We start from the raw sequence: 22,802 nt of genomic DNA, 5'->3' as shown, positions 1-22,802 counted from the left end.
TCCTTCGCTTATTAGCAATGAAGCTAAACTGTATATAGCTACTGTGCTATATTGCAAACATGGCAGATGCAGCATCGGAGATCTTCGCAGCCCTGGCACACCCCACCAGGCGGCAGATCCTCCAGGACCTCAAGGACGGCGAAATGGCCGCCGGTGAAATCGCCGCGCGGTTCAACGCCACAGGCCCAACCATTTCCCGGCACCTGAGCGTGCTGCGCCAGGCTGGCCTGGTCACCGAGCGCCGCGACGCAAACCGCATTTTGTACTCACTCGTGGGCGAGCGACTGGCCCTGTCCGTCGGCGACTTCCTGTCCACGGTGTGCCCGGAGCAGATTGTGCTCCGCGAGGTCCGGAAGCGAACCCCCGCCCGCCGCTCCGCCAAGGGACCCCAAGCCATCAAGGCATCCGAAGCCTGATCCTGTCGGCGTAGTACGCTCACCCAATGACTCACGCCAAGCTCACACAGCCATCCGCGGGCTTCCACGCGTCCTGGCTGGAAAGTTTCCAAGAGTGGGGCACTCTCGACCAAGACGGTTCTGCAGCATTCCTGGCCGCACGGTACGACCTTGATCTCCGCGAGGCAAGCCATTTCGCACAATGGGTGGACCTGCTCCATCAGATGGCCGTGGCAAGTTTCCGGCCACCGGAAGGTCTGGCCAACCAGACCACCCTGTGGATCACCGAGGGCACGGACTACCTCGGAGCCGCCAGCCTCAGGCATTCCCTGCTCAATGAATACCTGAAAGAAGTGGGCGGACATATTGGGTATGGCATCAGGCCGAGCGCGCGAGGAAAGGGCCTGGCCAAGCTTGCCCTGGCCGGAGCCTTGGAAGAAGCGCGCGGCATGGGACTTAAGCGGGTGATGGTGACCTGCAAGCAGCCCAACGTGGCGTCAGCACGCACCATCGAGGCGTGCGGCGGCGAACTGGAGGGCGTCCGCCCTCCGGAAAGCTTCTCCCCTGAGCTGGGCGTCACCGAACCGATCCGGCGTTACTGGTTCCATCTGTAGAGCACTCCTGTCCGGGGCCATGGTCATGGCAGGACTGGCACGCCCACTTCCGCCGCACCCTTTCCGCCGTTTGCACCCGTAACCTCTGGTGCGATTAGCGGTAGCGGGTGCGCTACGGGCGCGAAAGGGTGCGCCCGGCGGGAGCGGGTGCGGAGCCGAGGTGTTCATCAGGCGATACCCGCTCCCCGGGTAAGCGCATTCCCGGTATTGTGGACTGAATGACCGACCACCCTATTCCGGCTGACCTCACGCCAGGCATTTGCTCCGTCACACTTCGCTCCCACGGGATTGAGGGGGTGGTCCGGATCTCCGCTGAGGCCGGACTGGCCGGAATCGAGTGGGGCACAGACGTCCACGTCAGTGATGCTGCGTCGGCCGCGCGGGCAAAGGAAGCCACCGGGAGTGCCGGAATGACGGTCCTGTCACTCGGCTCCTACTATCGATGCGGCGCTTTTGGGGATTTCGACCGCGTCCTGGAGTTGGCCACGGGCCTCGGCGCTCCAAGGGTGCGGGTCTGGGCCGGGGAACTCGGCTCGGCGGGTGCCAGCCAGGAGCACTGGGACTCCGTAGTGAAGGACACCCAGCGCATCGCCGGGCTGGCCGCCGAACGCGGAGTCGCCGTCGCTTTCGAGTACCACGGCAACACGCTGACGGACTCCCCCGCCACCACCCTCGAACTGCTGGACCGGGTGGACCACCCCAACGTCGGCACCTACTGGCAACCCGCCGTCGGGCTTTCCGACCAGGAGGCAATCGACTCGCTCCACCAGGTCCTGCCGCACGTCGTGGGCGTGCACTGCTTTTCCTGGGGACCGTCGGCGGAGCGCTTTCCGCTGCGGAACCGGGCCATGCTCTGGCAGACCGTCACCGAAATCCTGCGCGACAACGGCAAGGATCTGGACGTCATGCTCGAATTCGTCGAGGACGATCTTCCGGAGAATGTACACAGCGATGCCGCTTTCCTGCACTCCATCACGTTGGGCGAGGATTAAAGCCCACGCGCCGCAACCAGTCTGCACAGAGCCGCGTCCATTGCCCGGCGCCGGGTTCGTCCCGGGCCAGGCCGAGCCCATGGTTGCCGTGCGGGAAGACGTGAAGTTCCACCGGCACTCCCGCCCCACTGAGCGCACCTGCGTAGGCAAGGCTGTGGCTGAGCGGGACCGAGGCGTCGTCGGAGGTGTGCCACACGAAGGCGGGCGGCGTCGCTGCACTGACGTGCAGTTCCGCTGACAATTCGCGCAAGGTCCCCTCGGGAGCATCCACTCCTGCGAGGTTGTCCACAGAACCTTGGTGCACAGAGTCCACGAAGGAGATCACGGGATAGCAGAGGATGCTTAGATCAGGCACCGCCGCGGCAACGTCCAACACGGGATCACCGGTGGCCACGCCCACCGACAAAGTAGCGGCAAGGTGTCCACCGGCGGAAAAGCCAAGCACTCCCACGCGGGATGGGTCGACGTTCAGGCCGTGGGCGCCACTGCGGATCCAGAGCATCGTTTCCTTGGCGTGCTTCAGCGGCGCCGGGTGCCTGTGGGGCGCCACCGGATACCGCAGCACAAACGCGTGGATCCCCAGTGAGGCGAGCCATTCGCCCACCGGCTCGGCCTCATGATCCGCTTGCATTGCGTAGCCGCCTCCGGGAAGCTCCAGAACGGCCGGGGCCGCTTGGAGGGACGGCCCGACGGCGGGAATCACCGTGAGTGCGCTGGGCCCGGTTTCGAGGGAACCCGTCACAGCTGCGGGCCCACCGGAGCCTCCGTGCTGCGGCGCAGCTTTACTGTGCCGGTGATGGGAGGAGTGTCGGGATCACCGGCTGCGAGACGCCCAATGTCCTCCAGCGGCAGGTGGACGGTGGACAAGGCGGGCCGGAAGTCCCGCAGCGTTTCGATGTCGTCGAAACCGGCCACGGTGGCATCGCGGGGAATCCATACTCCCTCGGGGCGCAGGGCAGCGGTAACCCCAATGGCCATGACGTCGTTGACCGCGAAAATACAGAGCCGTTCCTTGGATCCCTTGATGCGCTCCGCGAGCGCCTGCCCGGCCTGGAACCCACCGGCGCGGTTGAAGCCGGTGCGGATGACTTCGGCGGCCGGCCGTCCGGCGTCGGCGAGTCCTTGCTGGAATCCACGCACGCGGTCGTCGGACGTATACAGCCCTTCGGGTCCGGCAATGATCACGAACCCGCCGTCGTGCGTGGCCGCGAGTTGCCCGGCGAGGCCGGCAGCAAGTTCCTCGTTGGGAACCTCTACCACGTGATATCCATCGGCAGCACTCGCGCCAACAACGGGGTGGCCCACGACGCCCACCTGGCCGCCGTTCCGGCAGTAGCGGTCCAACTCCGCCGCGAGTTCGGCGTTGCCCTGCTTGTCTTCTTCACGTACTGAGCGTGAGCCGGCAATCACCATCGAATCTGCACGGCGGGCGGCGAAGGCGGCCACAGCTTGCTTTTCATCTGCTGGCGTACCGGAAGTACTGGCCAGCAACACCATGCGGTTCTGCTGACGTGCTGCTTCCTGCACGCCGCGCGCGATGGCCGAGAAATAGGGGTCGGCGATGTCATGGACAACAAGGCCGATCAGTCCCGAACTGGATTTGGCGAGGGCCTGGGCTTGCGCATTCGGGACGTAGCCGAGTTTGTCGGCAGCATCCCGCACGCGCTCCGCGATGTCCTCCGCGGGCTTACGTGAGGACCCGTTGAGGACCCGGGATGCCGTGGCCAGGGAAACCCCGGCTAGACGGGCAACTTCGCTGAGCGTGCTGGCGGCCACAGGGGTCTCCTCTTTCTTCAAGCGTCGGGGCTGGCGCTAAGAAAATTATGGCAGTCTCCGGCGAATTCGGGAAAGCGCTTGCCAATCCGGCGTGGCATGGGGCATGATCGATGGCAATGGGAATGCGCTTTCCCAATCATCGAGCAAGCACCGGCATCCGCAGAGCGACCGGCACACAAGGCACTGGAGAAAACATGGGCTTCGAAACAAAGACGATCCGCATCGCCATGAATGGCATCACCGGCCGGATGGGCTACCGCCAGCACCTGCTGCGGTCCATCCTCCCCATCCGCGACGCCGGCGGCTTCACGCTGGAAGACGGCACCAAGGTCCAGGTGGAACCGATCCTTGTAGGTCGCAACGAAGCCAAGATCCGCGAACTCGCCGAACTCCACAAGGTTTCCGAATGGTCCACCGACCTGGACGCCGTCATCGCCGACCCCACCGTGGACATCGTCTTCGACGCTTCCATGACCAGCCTCCGCGCCGCCACGCTGAAGAAGGCAATGCGCGCCGGGAAGCACATCTTCACCGAGAAGCCCACGGCCGAGACCCTCGAAGAAGCCATTGAACTGGCACAGATCGGCAAGGAGTCCGGCGTCACCGCAGGCGTCGTGCACGACAAGCTGTACCTCCCCGGCCTGGTGAAGCTCCGCCGCCTGGTGGACGAAGGCTTCTTCGGCCGCATCCTCTCCATCCGCGGCGAATTCGGCTACTGGGTCTTCGAAGGCGACGTCCAGGCAGCCCAGCGTCCTTCGTGGAACTACCGCAAGGAAGACGGCGGCGGAATGACCACCGACATGTTCTGCCACTGGAACTACGTCCTCGAAGGCATCATCGGCAAGGTCAAGAGCGTCAACGCCAAGACCGCCACCCACATCCCCGCACGCTGGGACGAGGCCGGCAAGGAATACAAGGCAACCGCCGACGACGCCTCCTACGGCATTTTTGAGCTCGAAACCCCGGGTGGCGACGACGTCATCGGCCAGATCAACTCCTCCTGGGCCGTCCGCGTCTACCGCGACGAACTGGTTGAGTTCCAGATCGACGGCACGCACGGTTCCGCCGTCGCCGGTTTGAACAAGTGCGTTGCGCAGCAGCGCGCCCACACCCCCAAGCCGGTCTGGAACCCGGACCTTCCCGTCACCGAATCCTTCCGCAGCCAGTGGCAGGAAGTCCCCGCCAACGCCGAACTCGACAACGGCTTCAAGCTGCAGTGGGAAGAATTCCTGCGCGACGTCGTCGCGGGCCGCGAGCACCGCTTCGGCCTGCTCTCCGCCGCCCGCGGCGTCCAGCTGGCCGAGCTTGGCCTGCAGTCCTCGGCCGAGCGCCGCACCATCGACATCCCGGAGATCACCCTCTAATGACGTCACTGATTCTTCCCACCGACGACGGCGGCACCCGCGAGTACCGCCTCCAGGGCGCTACTTCCTGGGCCAAGCCCACAGCTCCCCTGACGGCACGCCGTGCTTACGCAGCAGCGCACGTCATCCCCGAGGTCGCCGCCGACAACACCCCCGGTGCCCCGGCGCAGCTGGATTGGGAGGCCACTTTGGCCTACCGCCACGAGCTGTGGTCCTACGGCTTGGGCGTTGCCGATGCCATGGACACCGCACAGCGCGGCATGGGCTTGGACTGGGCCGCAACCCAGCAGCTCATCAAGCGCAGCGGAGCGGAAGCGGCTTCCGTAGTGGCAGCGGGCAACGCGGCCATTGCGGGCAAGTCCGTCCGTGACCTCGTTTCGTGCGGTGCGGGCACCGACCAACTGGACATCACCGCGCTCCCCGACGGCGCGGCCGGCATCCAGGCCGTCATCGAGGCCTACCGCGAGCAGATCGCCGTGGTGAGCGAGGCCGGTCCCAAGGTCATCCTCATGGCGTCCCGCGCCTTGGCCAAGGTGGCCACCAGCGCCGACGACTACCTTCACGTCTACTCGACGCTGCTGCAGGAAGTAGACCAGCCCGTCATCCTGCACTGGCTCGGCACCATGTTCGACCCCGCTCTTGCCGGTTACTGGGGGTCCGAAGACGTCTCCGTCGCCACCGAGACGTTCCTCAGCCTCATCCGCGAGCACTCGGACAAGGTGGACGGCGTCAAGGTTTCCCTGCTGGATGCTTCCCACGAGGTAGCCCTGCGCGCCGCACTTCCTGCCGATGTGCGCTTGTACACCGGCGACGACTTCAACTATCCCGAACTGATCGACGGTGATGACAGCCACCACTCGGACGCCCTGCTGGGCATCTTCGCGGCCATCTACCCGGCCGCTTCGGTTGCGTTGCAGAAGTACGACGCCGGCAAAGGTGCTGAAGGGCGCGCCATCCTGGACTCCACCCGTGAGCTCGGAAAGCACATCTTTAGTGCACCGACGTTCTACTACAAGACCGGTATCGCCTTCATGTCCTGGCTCAACGGCAAGCAGCCCGGCTTCCAGATGGTGGGCGGCCTGCATTCGGGTCGTTCGGTGCTGCATTTGGCGAAGACCTTCGAACTGGCAGACCAGGCCGGACTGCTGAGGGACCCGTCGCTGGCGGCCTTCCGGATGTCCGACTACCTGCGGATCAACGGGGTGGGCGCATGAGCACGGACTTTTCACGCCTGTCCCTGAACAGCGCAACCACCAAGAAGTGGACCCTGGCTGAGGCCGTTGACGGCTGCGCCCGGGCGGGCATTCCCGCGATCGGGCCGTGGCGTGACCGCGTGGCCGAGGCCGGTCTGGACAAGGCAGCCAAGCTCATCAAGGACGCCGGACTCCGTGTTTCCTCGCTGTGCCGTGGCGGTTTCCTCACGGCAGCAGACGCCGAAGGGCAGGCTGCAACTTTGGCGGACAACTTCGAAGCTGTCCGCGAAGCTGTTGCGCTGGACACCCAGGAGTTGTTCCTGGTGGTCGGCGGCCTGGCCCCCGGCGAGAAGGACGTGGTGGCTGCCCGCCAGCGCGTGGCCGACCGTCTTGAGGAACTGGTCCCGTTCGCCTCCGAAAACGGCGTTCGCCTTGTCCTCGAGCCGCTGCACCCCATGTACGCTGCTGACCGCGCACTGATCTCCACCTTGGGGCAGGCTTTGGATCTCGCCGCGCCGTACGACGCAAAAGCCGTCGGCGTCGCCGTCGACACTTTCCACGTCTGGTGGGACCCGGAACTGAAGGCGCAGATCGAACGTGCCGGGCGCGAAAACCGCATCGCCTCCTACCAAGTGTGCGATTTCAACCTGCCGATCGCGGCTGACGCTCTGCTCTCCCGCGGCATGATGGGCGACGGCGTCATCGACTTCGCGACCATCGGCACCTGGGTGCGGGACGCCGGATACACCGGTGACATCGAGGTTGAAATCTTCAACCAGGAGATCTGGGACGCCGATGGCGACACCGTCCTGGAAACCATGAAGCAGCGCTACGCGGAGCTCGTTCTCCCGTACGCCTAACCACGTGGTCCTTCCGCGGATGCCCTAAGCTCCGCGGAAGGGCTGCTCCAAAGCCAGCGGGTCCCTGCCAAGGTCACGGCGGGGGCCCGCTTTTTTGTGTCTCGCCACCCACGCCGCCGTCGGGCGCTTTGGTGTGGCTGGCGGCCGGGGGCGTGCGGCTACCACCCACTTTATGTCAGCATGCAGCTGACACAGCGCATTCCGCGGGTGTCGCGGGGGCTTTGGGTTTCAAAGAAGGTGGCGACGGCACACCTGCCAGGCAACCAGAAAAAGCTCGACGACGGCCGTCGGCTGAGCGCCGCCGTCGTGTCCCTTTGTGTCCGCTGTATGTCGACAAAGAGGCACGTGAGCGAGCCCGCCCCTGTCTTTACGACGGAACGGCTCACGTCCAGAGCCTGGGAGGGCTGGCGGCATGATGCCGATCAGGGTTTCCCGGCGGAAGCCTGATCCCTCAACGGGTTTCCAGTCCGTCCCAGGACCACGCGGGAATCAGCAGACCGGCCGGGACATCGTCTGCTGAATGTTCATAGCGGGCCATGGAGTTGCTGGTGGTCCAGGCAAAGTAGTCGTGCAGGACACCGTGCAGGCGGGCATCCAAAGGCCCAACATCCGCCAGGGCCTGGTCGAAGCAGTCAATGGCGCGGCGGTCCATGTCTGTATGGGGTCCGTTTCCGCTGTGCATCCTCACCACGGACGACTCATCTCCGTAGACGCCCGAATACAGCTGCGGACCACCCAGTGCCTCACTCCAGTAGGCCGCCAGCCTCTGGGTGTGCTCGGGATGTACTCCGTGGCGGAACGCGTGCCCCACTACCTCGTCTGCGACGACCCTGGCGTGCCAGGCAGCGGCCAACTTCACGAAAAACTCGCTACCGCCAGCCGCTTCATACACCGTTTCCATGGTGAAAACGATTGCACGCGGATGGTCGCACGTGAAGGGCAAGGCGCAATGCCGGAAGGCTATGAGGCTTTCGCAGCGAGCGCCACGCGGGTCTTCGGCAGACCGATCAAGGTGACCGATCCTCCGTCGTGCCCTTGCAGTTCAAGCCTGATGTTCGGTGAATCATCCTGCGGTTCCACCGAACTGACCCGGAAGACCTCATCGCCGATCCGCAGCCGGTCCCCATTCCTGACGGTCTTGAGCTTCTTGTCCTTGGTCCCGGGCATGATCGCTCCCATTACTTCTCTTTTCCGGCGTCGTTGCCATGGTCTTCCCGAAGTTCCTCGCCACGGCGCACCACTTCTTCTTCCTTTTGCTGCTGCTTGTCGCTCCGCTTGGTGTCCCGAGGAGGCAGCTGGAGGCTTTCTTCGGCCTCGATGCCGCCTTGGAGCTGCCGGCCGCGTTCCATCTCGGCGTCGAACTCGGCACCAAACAACAAGGACATGTTAAGTATCCACAGCCACAGCAACATGATGATGACGCCGGCCAGCGCACCATAGGTCTTGTTGTAGTTGCTGAAATTGGCAACGTAGAAGCCGAAGCCCAGTGACGCCAGGGCAAAAATGACAAGTGCGATCAGCGAGCCCATGCTCATCCAGCGGAACTTGGGTTGCTTGACGTTCGGGGTGAAGTAATAGAGGACAGCAATGATGGCCACCACGATCACAATGAGGACCGGCCACTTGGCGATGTTCCATACGGCCACGAATGCCTCGGAGAGGCCGATTACCCCGCCGATGGTCTCTGCCACAGGGCCGCTGAGGACCAGCATGGCGGCCACGAGCGCCGCTCCCACTACTGCCACGACGGTCACGGCGAGCATGGTGCCCCGCAACTTCACGAAACCGCGGCCTTCGTCGACTTCGTAAACCCGGTTCATGGCGCGACTGAAAGCCGTGGTGTATCCGGACGCGGACCAGAGGGCCACCACGATGCCGAGGATCAAGGCGAAGCCGGCAGCGTTGGAACGGGTCAGCTCCTCGATGGGCTGGCGCATGGCGTCGACGCCGGGTCCGGGCGCGAATTGCTGGACGATATCAAGGATGGAGGAGGTGGTTTTGCCCGCATCGCCGAAGAGGCCCAGCAGGGACACCAGGGCCAGCAGCGCCGGGAACAGGGACAGGACGGCGTAGTACGTCAGCCCTGCCGCGGCGTCGGGGCATTGGTCCTTGCTGAACTCGCGCAGGGTGCGCTTGGCGATGTAGGTCCACGTAGGCTTGACGAGGTCGTTGGGACTGTCCGGCTTACGCGAGTCTTCCGGGGAGGGCGCGGTCTGCGCCTTGCTTGTGCTGGTGTGGGCTGAGTCTTGTGTGGTCATGAGGCACTCGTCCGTGGGTAGTTTGCGCGAACAGCTGACCCATCAATAGTAAGCATACTGATGATTACTTCGAAAGGACTCTGGCGAATTTAAACCCGGGGTCAGGCCAATTTGCTCGCGAGCAGGAACTCGAAGGGCGACTCGATAACCGAGCGGATCACCTGACCGGCCGCGCCCAGGAGTGTCCCGGAATGCTCCAAGCGGGAAATCGTCAGGTTTTCCGGCGCCAACAGCCCCGGCGCATAGCGTTCCAGGCTGGCCAGCAATGACGGCTTGAGCCACCCCCCCAGTACGGCGAAGTGTCCACCGAGGACCACCGCTTCGATATCCATCAACCGCGCGGCCGAGGCCAGGGCGACGCCAAGGTAGCGGCCGGCGTCGCTGACCGCTTGCGTGGCCTTTGGTTCCTGCGTCCGCAGGGCCGCGAGCAGCATCCCGGTGCGCTCGCCCAACGTGCCGCCAGCAATGCCCGCTGCCTCGAAAATGGCCTCCTGCCCGGCAAAAGTCTCCAGGCATCCGAACCCGCCGCATGAACATTCAGGGCCTTCCGGATGCACCACGATATGGCCAAGCTCGCCGGCCGACCCGCCAGGGCCGATGTACAACTCAGAGCCGATGATGACGCCACCACCGACGCCCACCTCTCCCGAGACATAGAGGAAATCCGGCTTTCCCCCGCCATACCAAAGCTCACCGAGGGCTGCGCTGTTGGCCTCGTTGGACAGCTTTACGCCAAGTGGCGCCCCCTCCAGCAGGGACGTGGGATTCAGCTGCTCGCTCTCCCAATGGAGGTTCGGGGCAGACAGCACCACGTTGCTCTTCTCGTCCACGAGCCCGGGCACAGCCAGGCCGCCACCCAGGATGGCGATGCCCTCGGCTACCGCTGCGGCTTTTGCCTCGGCAGCCAGGCCCGCAAGTTGCTCCATGACCTTGGCGGGTGGCATCCCACGGTTGCGGGACTCAACAGCAGAGTGGAACCGGAGGTTGCCAGCAAGATCCACCAGGCCCACAGCCAGGTAATCCACATTGATTTCCATGCCCACCACGCCCCGGCGGGAGTTCAACTCCAATCCCTGGCCGGGCCTGCCCCGCTCTCCGTCGCGATACAGGCCTACCTCGGAGACCAGGCCCGACTCCACAAGATCGGCCACAAGGCTGGAAACAGCCGCCTTGGTGAGCCCCGTTCCGGCAGCAAGTTGCGCGCGGCTCGGCTTGGCATCAACGGTTTTGGCGATCGAGTCCAATACGAGCGAGAGGTTTCGACGGCGGACGTCGCCCACGCGTCCGGGCGCGGTTGGCTCATTCATCAGCAGTGGACCTCCTCGCGGATTCAAAAATTTTTTGCGGACTTCCATTGACCATGATCCATCATCCCCCATATAGTTCAGATTGAAAACTAATTGGAATGACTTTCTGTCGCCTCTTTCCCGTTGCCTTGCAAAGGAGCAATCATGACCCCGCAGCCCACCCCTGCAGACAAGTTCACTTTCGGTCTCTGGACTGTCGGCTGGACCGGAGCCGACCCCTTCGGCGTTGCCACCCGGGCACCCCTGGACCCGGTAGAAGCAGTCCACAAGCTCAGCGAGCTTGGCGCGTACGGCATCACTTTCCATGACAATGACCTCATCCCCTTCGACGCCAGCGCGTCAGAGCGCGACCTCATCCTGAAGAACTTCAAGGCAGCCCTGGCCGAGACCGGCTTGAAGACGCCCATGGTCACCACCAACCTCTTCAGCCACCCGGTCTTCAAGGACGGCGGATTCACCTCCAACGACCGCTCCATCCGCCGCTTCGCGCTGAGCAAGATCCTCCGCAACATCGATCTCGCAGCTGAGCTTGGCGCCGAGACGTTCGTGATGTGGGGCGGCCGCGAAGGCAGCGAGTACGACGGCTCCAAGGACCTCTCCGCAGCACTGGACCGCATGAAGGAAGGCGTGGACACAGCTGCCGGCTACATCAAGGAAAAAGGCTACGGCCTGCGGATCGCGCTGGAACCCAAGCCGAACGAGCCCCGCGGCGACATCTTCCTCCCCACAGTGGGCCACGGCCTTGCCTTCATCGCGCAGCTGGAACACGGCGACATTGTGGGCCTCAACCCGGAAACGGGCCACGAGCAGATGGCCGGGCTGAACTTCACGCACGGCATCGCCCAGGCACTGTGGGCTGACAAGCTCTTCCACATCGACCTCAATGGCCAGCGTGGCATCAAGTACGACCAAGACCTCGTCTTCGGCCACGGCGATCTCACCAGCGCGTTCTTCACGGTGGATCTCCTGGAGAACGGCTTCCCCAACGGCGGGCCCAAGTACACCGGCCCCCGCCACTTCGACTACAAGCCCTCCCGCACCGACGGCTACGACGGCGTGTGGGAATCAGCCAAGTCCAACATGTCCATGTACCTCCTGCTGAAGGAACGCGCGCTGGCTTTCCGCGCCGATTCCGAGGTCCAGGAAGCCCTGGCCACCTCGGGCGTGTTCGAACTCGGCGAGAGCACGCTGGGCGCCGGGGAAACCACTGCCGACCTCCTGGCCGATGCCAGCGCGTTCGACACGTTCGACGCCGATAAAGCGGCCGAGCGCTCGTTCGCCTTTGTCCGCCTCAACCAGCTGGCCATCGAGCACCTGCTCGGCGCCCGCTAAAACTCCACCACACCGCAACCCCGTCGCCGGGCTGGTCCAGGATTTCTCCTGGGCGGGCCCGGCACGGTTCGCCAAAGGAAAAACGCATGCCCCTCGTAGCCGGGATCGACAGCTCCACCCAGTCCTGCAAAGTGGTCATCCGGGACTCAGTCACCGGCGCCCTGGTCCGCCAAGGCCGCGCCTCCCACCCGGACGGCACTGAGATCCACCCGGATCACTGGTGGACAGCCCTACAGGAAGCAATCGCGGCGGCAGGCGGCCTGGACGACGTCGATGCCGTTTCCGTCGGCGGACAGCAGCACGGCATGGTCTGCCTCGACGAAACAGGCGAGGTGGTCCGCCCGGCCCTGCTATGGAACGACACCCGCTCCGCGCAAGACGCTGAAGAGCTGATCCTCGACGCCGGACGGGGCGATGCTGGGGCCGGCGCCGCCTATTGGGCAAGCAGCACGGGAACAGTTCCTGTGGCTTCCCTTACCGCCACCAAGCTGCGTTGGCTGGCACGGAACGAGGCCGAAAATGCGCGACGCACGGCGGCTGTGTGCCTCCCGCATGACTGGTTGTCCTGGCGATTGGCCGGCCATGGACCGGCAACCGGCCCGGCTTCCCTGCAGTTCCTCCGGACTGACCGGTCTGACGCTTCGGGTACTGGCTACTACTCAGTGGCCACCGGCGAATATCTGCCCGAGGTACTCGAAAGCACCCTTGGACATGTTCCCGTCCTGCCGGTGATTGTGGGCCCCCTGGAAACAGCGGGCAAAACCTCCACAGGAACCCTGATCGGACCTGGAGCCGGCGACAACGCCGCTGCAGGCCTTGGCGTCAGCGCCGCCGTCGGCGATGTTGTTATCTCCATAGGGACGTCCGGGACGGTGTTCGCGGTCTCGGACACTCCCGCGCAGGATCCAAGCGGGCTGGTGGCCGGCTTCGCTGACGCAACGGGAAACTATCTTCCGCTGGCATGCACGCTCAACGCAACGCGAATCTTCGATGCCACGGCCGCACTGCTGGGCGCGAGCCTGAACGAGCTGGGCACACTGGCGCTCTCAGCTCCTGAAGGCGCCGAGGGATTGACCATGGTCCCTTACTTCGAAGGCGAGCGAACTCCCAATCTGCCCGACGCAACGGGCTCACTCCACGGCATGACCCTCTCCAACTACACACCCGCCAACCTGGCGCGCGCCGCCATCGAGGGTGTTATCTGTTCGTTGGCTGACGGGTTGGCTGCGCTTCAGGCTCAAGGTGTAGCGGCCCGGCGCATCATCCTGGTGGGCGGCGGCGCTCAATCCGAAGCCGTTCAACAGGTGGCGGCCTCGGCCTTCGGCTTGCCCGTCTTCGTTCCCAACCCGGGAGAATACGTCGCCGATGGCGCTGCGCGTCAAGCTGCGGGTGTCCTCACGGGCCAGTTGCCGGATTGGCCAGTGGACGGAGTGACCGTGAACCGGGAGGGCAAGGACGTGGCGCCGTTCCTGGATACGTACCGCCATTACGCCGCCAAGGCCGCCATCGGCTGATCATGCTTGCCAGTGCTCTATCGTGACAGGGTGAGCTCTGAACAATCTGCATCAGCCCGTCCGCCCGTCATGGAGGACGTTGCACGCGTGGCCGGGGTTTCCCACCAAACAGTGTCCCGGGTCCTGAACAACCACCCCAACGTAAGTTCCAAGACCCGTGAACGCGTAGAGCAAGCCATCACCGAGCTGGGCTACCGGCGCAACACCGCTGCGCGCAGCCTCGTCACCCGGCGCTCCCAAACCATCGGAGTGCTGGGCAGCGAAATGGCCCAATACGGGCCGTCGCACACACTCCTTGGCGTGCAGCAGGCCGCGAGGGACGCCGGCTATTTCGTCAGCGTGGCCGGCCTCCGCGAAGTCACTCCGGAAACCATCAAGGACGCCTTGGCGCACTTCATGGACCAAGGGGTGGACGGCATCGTGGTGACCGTGCCTCACCCGGGGACCTTTGAGGTCCTCAAAGACGTCACTGCCCAAGTGCCCCTCGTTGCCGTCGGGTCCCTCGGCGATGAGTATCTCACTGGCGCCACGGTCGACCAGCGGCAAGGCGCGCGGCTCGCCGTCGAGCATTTGCTGGAACTGGGGCACCGGCGGATCGGCCACCTTTCCGGGCCGTCGGACTGGATTGACGCCGCAGCCCGCATTGACGGCTGGCGCGACGCCTTGGCGTCAGCTGGAACGGAGCCTGGCTCCCTGATTGAGGGCGATTGGAGCGCCGAATGCGGCTACCGCGAAGGCTTGAAAATCGCCGCAGAACGAGCCATGACGGCCGTGTTCGTGGCCAATGACCAGATGGCGCTGGGAGTATTGCGGGCGTTCAATGAAGCCGGCGTCCAAGTGCCGGGCGACATCAGCGTTGTGGGTTTTGACGACCAGCCCGAGTCGGCCTACTTCATCCCGCCCCTGACCACTGTTGCCCAGGATTTTGAGGAACTTGGCCAGCGCTGCATCGACTTGCTCCTGGACCGTATTGAGGGCGGAACCACCGGAACGGCAGCTACGGTGACCCCCCGGCTCGTGGTTCGCTCCACCACGGCACCCCTGCGCACCTAAGACAACACACGGTAAGCCAAACAGAGGTTTTGTGACGCGCTCCTAAGACCCGGCGCAGCGTTATCCGCTCCACGTTTGGCCTCCTCTTGACATCAATGTTGTGAGCGCTAACAATTGCATCAGACCTTCTGTATTTTCCACCCCGACCCCCGGCAATGAGGCCCTGGCCAGCCGGATGGAGACTCCCATGAATACCTCTGAAAACTATCCACTCGACGAGCAGTTCGTCATCGGTGTGGACTATGGCACCCTGTCTGGTCGTGCTGTTGTGGTGCGTGTATCGGATGGCGCCGAGATCGGCAGCGGGGTGTTCGAATATCCGCATGCCGTGGTTTCCGAGAACCTCCCCACCAGCGGCCAGCGGCTTCCAGCGGACTGGGCCCTCCAGGTTCCCAATGATTACCGCGACGTCCTGCGGCACGCGGTGCCGGCCGCCGTCGCCGATGCCGGTATCAAACCGGAAAGCGTGGTGGGGATCGCTACTGACTTCACCGCTTGCACCATGGTTCCGACGACGGCGGACGGGACGCCGCTGAACGAACTGGACCGTTTCGCGGACCGTCCGCACGCGTTCGTTAAGTTGTGGCGGCACCACGCGGCGCAGCCGCAGGCTGACCGCATCAACCAGCTCGCCGAGGAGCGCGGCGAGGCCTGGCTCCCCCGGTACGGCGGCCTGATCTCTTCGGAGTGGGAGTTCGCCAAGGGTCTTCAGCTTCTTGAAGAGGACCCGGAAGTTTACGCAGCGATGGATCACTGGGTTGAAGCCGCGGACTGGATCGTGTGGCAGCTCTGCGGAAGTTACGTCCGGAACGCGTGCACGGCCGGCTACAAGGGCATTTACCAGGACGGGAAGTACCCATCGGAGGATTTCCTGTCAGCACTGAATCCTGATTTCAAGGACTTCGTCAGCAGCAAACTCGAACACGCCATCGGCCGCCTCGGCGATGCCGCGGGTTACCTCACCGAAGAAGCCGCGGGGTGGACCGGCCTGCCTCCGGGAATCGCAGTGGCCGTCGGTAACGTGGACGCCCACGTCAGCGCACCGGCGGCGAACGCTGTGGAACCGGGACAGCTCGTGGCGATCATGGGGACCTCCACCTGCCATGTGATGAACGGCGATGTTCTGCGCGAGGTCCCCGGCATGTGCGGCGTCGTGGACGGTGGCATTGTCGACGGCTTGTGGGGCTATGAAGCAGGCCAGTCCGGAGTGGGCGACATTTTTGGTTGGTTCACCAAGAACGGTGTGCCGCCGGAATACCACAAGGCCGCGGCAGAGAAGGGCTTGGGCATCCACGAGTACCTCACGGAACTCGCGCAGAAGCAGGCCATTGGAGAGCACGGCCTGATCGCCCTGGACTGGCACTCGGGCAACCGCTCCGTGCTGGTCGACCACGAGCTTTCCGGCGTGGTGGTCGGCCAGACGTTGGCCACCAAACCCGAAGACACCTACAGGGCGTTGCTGGAGGCCACCGCTTTCGGCACGCGGACCATCGTCGATGCCTTCCGCGATTCGGGTGTGCCGGTCAAGGAATTCATAGTGGCCGGCGGCCTGTTGAAGAACAAGTTCCTCATGCAGGTCTACGCCGATATCACCGGACTGCAACTCTCCACCATCGGCTCCGAACAAGGTCCGGCCCTCGGCTCGGCCATCCACGCCGCAGTTGCTGCCGGGGCGTACAAGGATATCCGGGAGGCAGCGGCTGCCATGGCTGCCGCACCCGGCGCCGTCTACACTCCGATCCCGGAAAACGTGGCTGCCTACGAGGCCCTGTTCCAGGAATACAGGACCCTCCACGATTACTTCGGGCGGGGCGCCAACAACGTCATGCACCGGCTGAAGGCCATCCAGCGCCAGGCGCAGGGCAACGGCGCACCGGGCGATCCGGCGTCGAACTCCACTACCGACGAAGCCGAGCGGGTGTCCGCATGAGCAACCTCCTGGACACCATCGCACAAGTCCGCAGGGAAGTCTGCGAGCTCCACGCCGAACTGACCCGCTACCAACTGGTGGTCTGGACCGCAGGCAACGTATCCGGCCGAATTCCGGGCCATGACCTGATGGTCATCAAACCCTCCGGTGTTTCCTACGACGACCTGACCCCTGAGCTCATGGTGGTCACCGACCTCTACGGCACCCCTGTCCGGGGCATGAACACCGGCAGCAGCGGCACCGTCGATTCGGGCAACCCGGACCTCTCACCGTCCTCCGACACCGCAGCGCATGCCTACGTGTACCGGCACATGCCCGAGGTAGGCGGGGTGGTGCACACCCACTCCACCTACGCCACCGCCTGGGCGGCCCGCGGAGAAGAAATACCCTGCGTGCTGACCATGATGGGCGACGAATTCGGTGGACCCATCCCCGTGGGGCCGTTCGCTTTGATCGGCGATGACTCGATCGGCCAAGGCATCGTGGAGACGTTGAAGAACTCCAACTCCCCGGCAGTCCTCATGCAGAACCATGGCCCGTTCACCATCGGCAAGTCCGCCCGCGAGGCCGTCAAAGCCGCCGTGATGTGCGAAGAAGTTGCCAGGACCGTCCACATTTCACGCCAGCTTGGGGAGCCACTGCCCATCGACCAGGCCAAGATCGAGTCCCTGTACGACCGCTACCAGAACGTTTATGGCCGCTGACGCGGACCAGCCAAACCCCACCGCCCACGTCAAAGCCACACCCAGGAGCCACGAAATGCCCACCACCAACAACACGTCCGCCAACTCCACATCGCTGGAGCAGTACGAGGTCTGGTTCCTCACCGGCAGCCAGCACCTCTACGGCGAGGACGTCCTGAAGCAGGTCGCTGCACAGTCGCAGGAAATCGCCAACGCCCTCAACGCCAACACCGACGTACCGGTCAAGCTCGTCTGGAAGCCCGTCCTCACCGATTCCGACGCCATCCGCCGCACCGCACTGGAGGCTAATTCGGATGATTCCGTGATCGGCGTGACGGCCTGGATGCACACCTTCAGCCCCGCCAAGATGTGGATCCAAGGCCTGGACACCCTCCGCAAACCGCTCCTGCACCTGCACACCCAGGCCAACCGCGACCTCCCCTGGGCCGACATTGATTTCGATTTCATGAACCTCAACCAGGCAGCCCACGGCGACCGGGAATTCGGGTACATCCAGGCCCGCCTCGGAGTGCCGCGGAAGACCGTCGTCGGGCACGTCAGCAACCCGGAGGTCGCCCGCCAAGTGGGCGCCTGGCAGCGCGCCTCCGCCGGTTGGGCCGCGGTCCGGACACTGAAACTGACCCGTTTCGGTGACAACATGCGCAACGTCGCCGTCACCGAAGGCGACAAGACCGAAGCCGAGCTGCGCTTCGGCGTCTCGGTCAACACCTGGTCCGTCAACGAGCTCGCCGACGCTGTCCACGGCGCGGAAGAGTCCGACGTCGACGCCCTGGTAGCCGAATACGAGAACCTCTACGAGGTGGTTCCGGAACTGCAAAAAGACGGTGCCCGCCACGAATCCCTCCGCTACAGCGCCCGCATCGAACTCGGCCTGCGCAGCTTCCTCGACACAAACGGCTCCGCAGCGTTCACCACATCCTTCGAGGACCTCGGCGAACTGCGCCAACTCCCGGGCATGGCCGTCCAGCGGCTCATGGCCGATGGCTACGGTTTCGGCGCCGAGGGCGACTGGAAAACGGCCATCCTGGTCCGCGCCGCCAAGGTCATGGGTTCCGGGCTGCCCGGCGGTGCCTCGCTCATGGAGGACTACACGTACCACCTTGAACCGGGCTCGGAAAAGATCCTGGGCGCGCACATGCTCGAGGTTTGCCCCTCCCTGACCGCCAGGAAGCCACGCGTCGAGATCCACCCCCTGGGCATCGGCGGCAAGGAAGATCCCGTCCGCATGGTGTTCGACACCGACGCAGGTCCCGGCGTCGTCGTCGCGCTGTCCGATATGCGCGACCGCTTCCGCCTGGTCGCGAACGCCGTGGACGTCGTCGACCTCGACCAGCCGCTCCCGAACCTCCCCGTGGCGCGAGCGCTCTGGGAGCCCAAGCCGAACTTCGCCACCTCGGCCGCCGCATGGCTCACCGCCGGCGCAGCGCACCACACGGTCCTCTCCACGCAGGTGGGCATGGAGGTGTTCGAGGACTTCGCCGAGATCGCCAAAACCGAACTCCTCACCATTGACGAGGACACCACCATCAAGCAGTTCAAGAAGGAACTCGCCTGGAACGCCGCCTACTACAAACTGGCCGGCGGCCTGTGAGCACCGAATTCACGCTGACGGCGGGTGGCTACACGGCTGTTGTGGCTGCCCGCGCAGCTGCGCTTCGTGTCCTGCAGTTTGAGGGCCGCGACCTCGTGGTCCCGTTTCCGGAAGGCGGACCGATCCCGGATTACCGTGGCATCATCGCCGCGCCGTGGCCCAACAGGATCGCTGATGGAAGGTACACGTTCGACGGCGTCGCTCACCAGTTGGAGGTCACCGAACCCGAGCGGGGCACGGCACTGCATGGGCTCGCTTATCCTCTCGACTGGTCGCTGAAGGAGTCCGACGCCGGTTCCCTCACCTTGACGTGCACGGTGGGGCCTACCGAAGGCTACCCGTTCGTACTGGAGCTCTCGGCCCGGTATGTGCTGGACGACGCCGGGCTCCACACCAACGTGACCGCACGCAACGCGGCCGACGCCGCCGCCCCCTACGGCGTCTGCCCGCACCCGTACCTGGTGGCAGGATCTTCACCGCTGGATGAGTGGATCCTGGAAGTTCCAGCCCGGACCTACCTCGAAGTCACCGCCGACAGGCTGCTGCCGGTTTCGCTGGAGCCAGTCGAAGGCCACGCTTTCGACTTCCGCTCCGCGAGGCCGATCGGCAGCACCGAGATTGACCACGCCTTCACGGACATAGCGTTCGACGCCGGGCTGGCGCGGCTGTCGCTGCGGGACCCGGCGGGCACCGGCGTCGGCATGTCCTGGGACGAAAGCTGCCCGTGGCTGCAAATCCATACGGCTGATAAGCCCGAACCCCTGCCAAACCGGATCGGCCTGGCGGTGGAGCCGATGACCTGCCCGCCGGATGCCTTCAACAGCGGTACGGACCTGATCCGGCTTGAACCGGGCGCCGGGCACGAAGCCTCCTGGACCATCTACGCTCTGTAGTGTCCTTCCGGGCCCAACTGGGTAACAGCAAATGCCGTTATGAGGCTCCATAACGGCATTTGCTGCTACTTACTTGGGCGGGGGCTAGGCGATCAAACGTGCCGCCCCGGTGTTGATGGAGGACGCCGGGAAACCGTTCTTCACCACGATCTTCTCCAGGCTTCCGTCCTTCCGCAGTCCGTCCACATAGGCATTCAGTGCTGCCAACAGGCCTGCGTTGTCCTTCGTAACTGGGAGGCAGGTCTGCGGCGGTTCAAGCGAGGCCTTGATGGCATTGTCCGGCTCCATCACTTCGACTTTGAGTCCGTTGCTGTTGTTGTGGGCCTCGCCGAAGCCGTCGATCCCCACATCGATCCGGCCTGACTTGAGGTCCTGGAACAGGTCCACGGGAGCCTTGTAAAGCTGGAGGTCGCCACCAAGGTAATTCTTGGCATCATCCACCCATACGTTGCCATTGACCGTGCCGACCTTCTTGCCATTGAGGTCCGATGCCTTGGTGATGCCGTCCTTGGAAATAAGGACCATCTGGTCCGTATAAATGGGGTCGGTCAGCGCAAGGATTTCGGCGCGTGCTGCCGAACGCCACCAACCACCGGTCGCGATGTCCGCCCGGCCGCCCTGGACCGTGGGAATGACGGCCGCAGCAGCAGCGGAAACCGTGGCGATGTCCAGGCATTGCTTCTCGGCGAAGCCTGTAAGGATATCGCCGTCCACTCCCCCAAGTTCATTGCCCTTGAAGGTCACGTACGGCGGGGCCTCGTATACCGCCACCGTGAGGGTGCCCTTTTTCATGGTTCCGAACTCGGAAGCCGGCTTGCAGTCGACCGCAGTTTTGGATCCTGCCGCCTCCGTTCCGCCACCACAGCCGCTGAGGGCAGTTGCCAGCGCCAGTGCGGCCACGGCCGACGCGATCATTCGTAGTTTCATGCTGGGTCCTTTGCCTAATTGGCGTGTCAACGGTGACGCGCCAAACGATGCTCAACGAAGTTGCTCAGGGAACTCGCGGGAATGGTGATCAGTGCGTACATAAGGCCCGCGAGGGTAAGGATGCTCAGGTAGCGGAAGGTGATCGAGCCGATGGAGTAGGCCTGGCTCATCAATTCCGGCATGGCAATGGTGTAGGCCAGGGAGGTCGCCTGGAACACCATGATCGCGAATCCCATGAGCGGCGGGATGGCGATTCTGACTCCTTGTGGAATCACAACAAAACGCAGGATGTCGCGCCGGGCCATGCCCAAGGCGTGGGCGGCTTCCACTTCGCCGCCGGGGACAGCCTGCAAACCTCCACGGAGGATCTCGCTGGTGTAGGCGGCCGTAGTGAACGCCAACGCCAGGGAAGCGGCCACGAACGATGTCAACGTCATCCCGGCGCTGGGAAGCCCGAAGTAGAACAGCTGGAGCACCACAAGCGCCGGTGTTCCGCGGCCAATTTCGATCACACCGATGGAGATCATCCGGACAGCCTTGTTCCGGGAACCGGCCCCCAAGGCCAGGAGCAATCCGGCCGGCAGGCCCATCAGCAGCGTGACGAGCGTGAGTTGGAGGCTGACGCCCAGTCCGCTGAGCAGGTCCGGGAAGTAGTCCACCCAATCGTTGAAGAATGTCATCGCGCAACCCGCTTCCGGAGCTTGCTGTCCAGCTGCCGGGTGGCCCAGGCACAGGGAATGGTCATGGCCACATACAGGCCGGCCGCGTAAAGGAACGGGACAATGGCGTCTCCGCTCACCGTGGACTGATGGCTTGCCCAGTAGATGGTGTCCTGCACACCGATAACGGATGCCACCGAGGAGTCCTTCAGCAGGCCGATGGCGAAGGTGGCCGCCGCAGGAATGGAGACCCGCAGAACTTGCGGACCGATGACGGTGGCCAGTGTTGCGGCCCGGGAAAGTCCGAGGGCATCGCTGGCCTCCCACTGGCCTTCATGAATCGCCGTCAGGCCACCGCGGTAGATTTCCGCCATGTAGGCGGAGGCCACCAGGCCGAACCCGATCACCGCGGCAGCGAAGGAGCTCAGCTCGATTGCTCCGGTTCCGATGCCGAAGTAGATGATGAACAACCACGCCAGCGGGGGGATTCCGCGAAGCAGCTCGATGACGGCGCGGGCAACGAAACGGACCGCGCCTATCTGTGAGCGGCGGGCGAGCGCCAAGGGAATGCCTCCCACGGCTCCCAGCAGGAATGATGAGAGGGTCAACAGGAGCGTCATGGTGACGCCCTGCGCCACCACAGCCAGGGCTTCCATGTCAGCGCTCCAAAACAGCGCGGAGGAATTTCCGCGTCCGGTCCATGGTGGGAGCGGTGAAGACGTCGGCGGGATCGCCCTCCTCGAGGATGGCCCCCTCCGCCATGACCACCACGCGGTCCGAAACGTCCTTGGCGAACTGCATCTCATGGGTGACCACCACCATGGTCATTCCTTCGGCGGCCAGTTCCCGCATCACGGCCAGGACTTCGAGCCCCACCTCGGGGTCCAGTGCGGACGTGGGTTCGTCAAAGAGCATCACACGCGGCTCCAGGGCCAAAGCCCGTGCGATGGCGATCCTTTGCTGTTGTCCGCCCGAGCAACGGCTTGGGTATTGGTTGGCTTTGTCCGCCAGCCCTACCCGTTTCAGGAGCTTCATGGAACGGGCATCGGCTTCCTTGGTGTTTCGTCCAAGGACGCGTTCCTGCGGAAGGGAGATATTCCTCAGGACTGTCATGTGCGGAAAAAGGTTGAAGGATTGGAACACCATGCCCACGTTGCGGCGGAGGCGGACCAGGTCCTTGTGGCTGATCGGGTTTCCGGCATCCACGTGGTTGCCTTCCACCGTGACCCGGCCGCTGTCCGGGACCTCCAGGAGGTTGATGCACCGCAGCAGTGTACTCTTGCCTGCACCACTGGGCCCGATGATGGCGATCACTTCGCCTTCCCGGACGGACAACGACACGTCGTTGATCACTGTGTGATCCCCGTATCGCTTGACCACTGATTCAAGCGAGATGGCGATCCGGTCGTGCCCCGCGTCTTCTTGCATGGCTAACTCGTT

General features: G+C 64.2%; 23 protein-coding genes. 13 read left to right on the top strand and 10 right to left on the bottom strand.

What is annotated here, in order from left to right; genetic code table 11:
• Positions 1-59: 59 nt before the first annotated feature.
• The 3 genes from PJL15_RS02830 (at position 60) to PJL15_RS02820 (ending at position 2,001) form a co-directional block, all read left to right on the top strand.
• Positions 60-416 carry a metalloregulator ArsR/SmtB family transcription factor gene (locus PJL15_RS02830; RefSeq protein ID WP_281449692.1) on the top strand — a complete coding sequence of 119 codons (357 nt, stop codon included), beginning with the start codon at positions 60-62 and terminating at the stop codon, positions 414-416.
• A gap of 26 nt (positions 417-442) precedes the next feature.
• A complete protein-coding gene (locus PJL15_RS02825; protein WP_281449691.1) occupies positions 443-1,009 on the top strand; it encodes a GNAT family N-acetyltransferase in 567 nt (188 codons plus the stop codon).
• Positions 1,010-1,227: 218 nt separating this feature from the next.
• Positions 1,228-2,001 carry a sugar phosphate isomerase/epimerase family protein gene (locus PJL15_RS02820; RefSeq protein WP_281449690.1) on the top strand — a complete coding sequence of 258 codons (774 nt, stop codon included), beginning with the start codon at positions 1,228-1,230 and terminating at the stop codon, positions 1,999-2,001.
• Here PJL15_RS02820 and PJL15_RS02815 read toward each other — a convergent pair.
• Positions 1,982-2,743, bottom strand: a complete 762-nt coding sequence (locus PJL15_RS02815; RefSeq protein ID WP_432443790.1) for an alpha/beta hydrolase — start codon at positions 2,741-2,743, stop codon at positions 1,982-1,984. The genes PJL15_RS02820 and PJL15_RS02815 overlap by 20 nt on opposite strands.
• Positions 2,740-3,777, bottom strand: a complete 1,038-nt coding sequence (locus tag PJL15_RS02810; RefSeq protein ID WP_281449689.1) for a LacI family DNA-binding transcriptional regulator — start codon at positions 3,775-3,777, stop codon at positions 2,740-2,742. Before PJL15_RS02810 ends, PJL15_RS02815 begins: the two co-directional genes overlap by 4 nt.
• Before the next feature lie 194 nt (positions 3,778-3,971).
• On the opposite strand from PJL15_RS02810, the gene PJL15_RS02805 reads away from it, so the two are divergent.
• Genes PJL15_RS02805 through PJL15_RS02795 form a run of 3 tightly spaced genes read left to right on the top strand, consistent with a single transcriptional unit; the run spans position 3,972 to position 7,194 of the window.
• Entirely contained in the window at positions 3,972-5,141 is a 1,170-nt protein-coding gene (locus PJL15_RS02805; protein ID WP_062068445.1) for a Gfo/Idh/MocA family protein, read from the top strand.
• Positions 5,141-6,355: a dihydrodipicolinate synthase family protein gene (locus tag PJL15_RS02800; RefSeq protein ID WP_281449688.1), complete on the top strand. Its 1,215-nt coding sequence runs from the start codon at positions 5,141-5,143 to the stop codon at positions 6,353-6,355. The genes PJL15_RS02805 and PJL15_RS02800 overlap by 1 nt, the downstream gene beginning before the upstream one ends.
• Positions 6,352-7,194 carry a sugar phosphate isomerase/epimerase family protein gene (locus PJL15_RS02795; protein WP_281449687.1) on the top strand — a complete coding sequence of 281 codons (843 nt, stop codon included), beginning with the start codon at positions 6,352-6,354 and terminating at the stop codon, positions 7,192-7,194. The genes PJL15_RS02800 and PJL15_RS02795 overlap by 4 nt, the downstream gene beginning before the upstream one ends.
• A gap of 451 nt (positions 7,195-7,645) precedes the next feature.
• Here PJL15_RS02795 and PJL15_RS02790 read toward each other — a convergent pair whose 3' ends face one another.
• From PJL15_RS02790 to PJL15_RS02775, 4 genes are all read right to left on the bottom strand, one after another.
• A complete protein-coding gene (locus PJL15_RS02790; protein WP_281449686.1) occupies positions 7,646-8,095 on the bottom strand; it encodes an oxidoreductase in 450 nt (149 codons plus the stop codon).
• Positions 8,096-8,154: 59 nt separating this feature from the next.
• Positions 8,155-8,373, bottom strand: coding sequence for a hypothetical protein (locus PJL15_RS02785; RefSeq protein ID WP_281449685.1), 219 nt, complete (start codon positions 8,371-8,373; stop codon positions 8,155-8,157).
• On the bottom strand, positions 8,373-9,452 hold the full coding sequence (locus PJL15_RS02780; protein WP_281449684.1) for a YihY/virulence factor BrkB family protein: 1,080 nt from the start codon (positions 9,450-9,452) through the stop codon (positions 8,373-8,375). Before PJL15_RS02780 ends, PJL15_RS02785 begins: the two co-directional genes overlap by 1 nt.
• Before the next feature lie 101 nt (positions 9,453-9,553).
• Positions 9,554-10,759 (bottom strand): ROK family transcriptional regulator, encoded by a 1,206-nt coding sequence (locus PJL15_RS02775; RefSeq protein ID WP_281449683.1) that lies wholly within the window; start codon positions 10,757-10,759, stop codon positions 9,554-9,556.
• A gap of 144 nt (positions 10,760-10,903) precedes the next feature.
• On the opposite strand from PJL15_RS02775, the gene xylA reads away from it, so the two are divergent.
• From xylA to PJL15_RS02740, 7 genes are all read left to right on the top strand, one after another.
• A complete protein-coding gene (gene xylA / locus PJL15_RS02770; RefSeq protein ID WP_281449682.1) occupies positions 10,904-12,091 on the top strand; it encodes a xylose isomerase in 1,188 nt (395 codons plus the stop codon).
• Positions 12,092-12,177: 86 nt separating this feature from the next.
• Positions 12,178-13,605: a xylulokinase gene (gene xylB, locus PJL15_RS02765; protein ID WP_281449681.1), complete on the top strand. Its 1,428-nt coding sequence runs from the start codon at positions 12,178-12,180 to the stop codon at positions 13,603-13,605.
• 69 nt (positions 13,606-13,674) lie between these two features.
• Entirely contained in the window at positions 13,675-14,658 is a 984-nt protein-coding gene (locus PJL15_RS02760; protein ID WP_281449844.1) for a LacI family DNA-binding transcriptional regulator, read from the top strand.
• A 187-nt stretch (positions 14,659-14,845) separates the two neighbouring features.
• Positions 14,846-16,588 carry a ribulokinase gene (araB, locus tag PJL15_RS02755; protein ID WP_281449680.1) on the top strand — a complete coding sequence of 581 codons (1,743 nt, stop codon included), beginning with the start codon at positions 14,846-14,848 and terminating at the stop codon, positions 16,586-16,588.
• Positions 16,585-17,292, top strand: coding sequence for an L-ribulose-5-phosphate 4-epimerase (locus PJL15_RS02750; protein ID WP_281449679.1), 708 nt, complete (start codon positions 16,585-16,587; stop codon positions 17,290-17,292). The genes araB and PJL15_RS02750 overlap by 4 nt, the downstream gene beginning before the upstream one ends.
• Before the next feature lie 55 nt (positions 17,293-17,347).
• Positions 17,348-18,883 carry an L-arabinose isomerase gene (araA, locus tag PJL15_RS02745; RefSeq protein ID WP_281449843.1) on the top strand — a complete coding sequence of 512 codons (1,536 nt, stop codon included), beginning with the start codon at positions 17,348-17,350 and terminating at the stop codon, positions 18,881-18,883.
• Complete coding sequence (locus PJL15_RS02740) at positions 18,880-19,776, top strand: aldose 1-epimerase family protein (RefSeq protein ID WP_281449678.1); 897 nt, start codon at positions 18,880-18,882, stop codon at positions 19,774-19,776. The genes araA and PJL15_RS02740 overlap by 4 nt, the downstream gene beginning before the upstream one ends.
• 84 nt (positions 19,777-19,860) lie before the next feature.
• On the opposite strand, the gene PJL15_RS02735 is transcribed toward PJL15_RS02740, so the two are convergent.
• From PJL15_RS02735 to PJL15_RS02720, 4 genes are read right to left on the bottom strand one after another with little or no spacing between them, the layout of a single operon-like run.
• Positions 19,861-20,703: a substrate-binding periplasmic protein gene (locus tag PJL15_RS02735; RefSeq protein WP_281449677.1), complete on the bottom strand. Its 843-nt coding sequence runs from the start codon at positions 20,701-20,703 to the stop codon at positions 19,861-19,863.
• A gap of 26 nt (positions 20,704-20,729) precedes the next feature.
• A complete protein-coding gene (locus tag PJL15_RS02730) occupies positions 20,730-21,383 on the bottom strand; it encodes an amino acid ABC transporter permease (protein ID WP_281449676.1) in 654 nt (217 codons plus the stop codon).
• On the bottom strand, positions 21,380-22,018 hold the full coding sequence (locus tag PJL15_RS02725; RefSeq protein ID WP_281449675.1) for an amino acid ABC transporter permease: 639 nt from the start codon (positions 22,016-22,018) through the stop codon (positions 21,380-21,382). The genes PJL15_RS02730 and PJL15_RS02725 overlap by 4 nt, the downstream gene beginning before the upstream one ends.
• 1 nt (position 22,019) lies before the next feature.
• A complete protein-coding gene (locus tag PJL15_RS02720) occupies positions 22,020-22,790 on the bottom strand; it encodes an amino acid ABC transporter ATP-binding protein (RefSeq protein WP_281449674.1) in 771 nt (256 codons plus the stop codon).
• Positions 22,791-22,802: the final 12 nt, after the last annotated feature.

It is taken from the genome of Paenarthrobacter nitroguajacolicus, assembly GCF_029952445.1.
GTDB lineage: Bacteria > Actinomycetota > Actinomycetes > Actinomycetales > Micrococcaceae > Arthrobacter > Arthrobacter nitroguajacolicus_B.
Note: the sequence above shows the minus strand (reverse complement) of the source record. Positions and strands in the feature narration are given on the sequence as shown.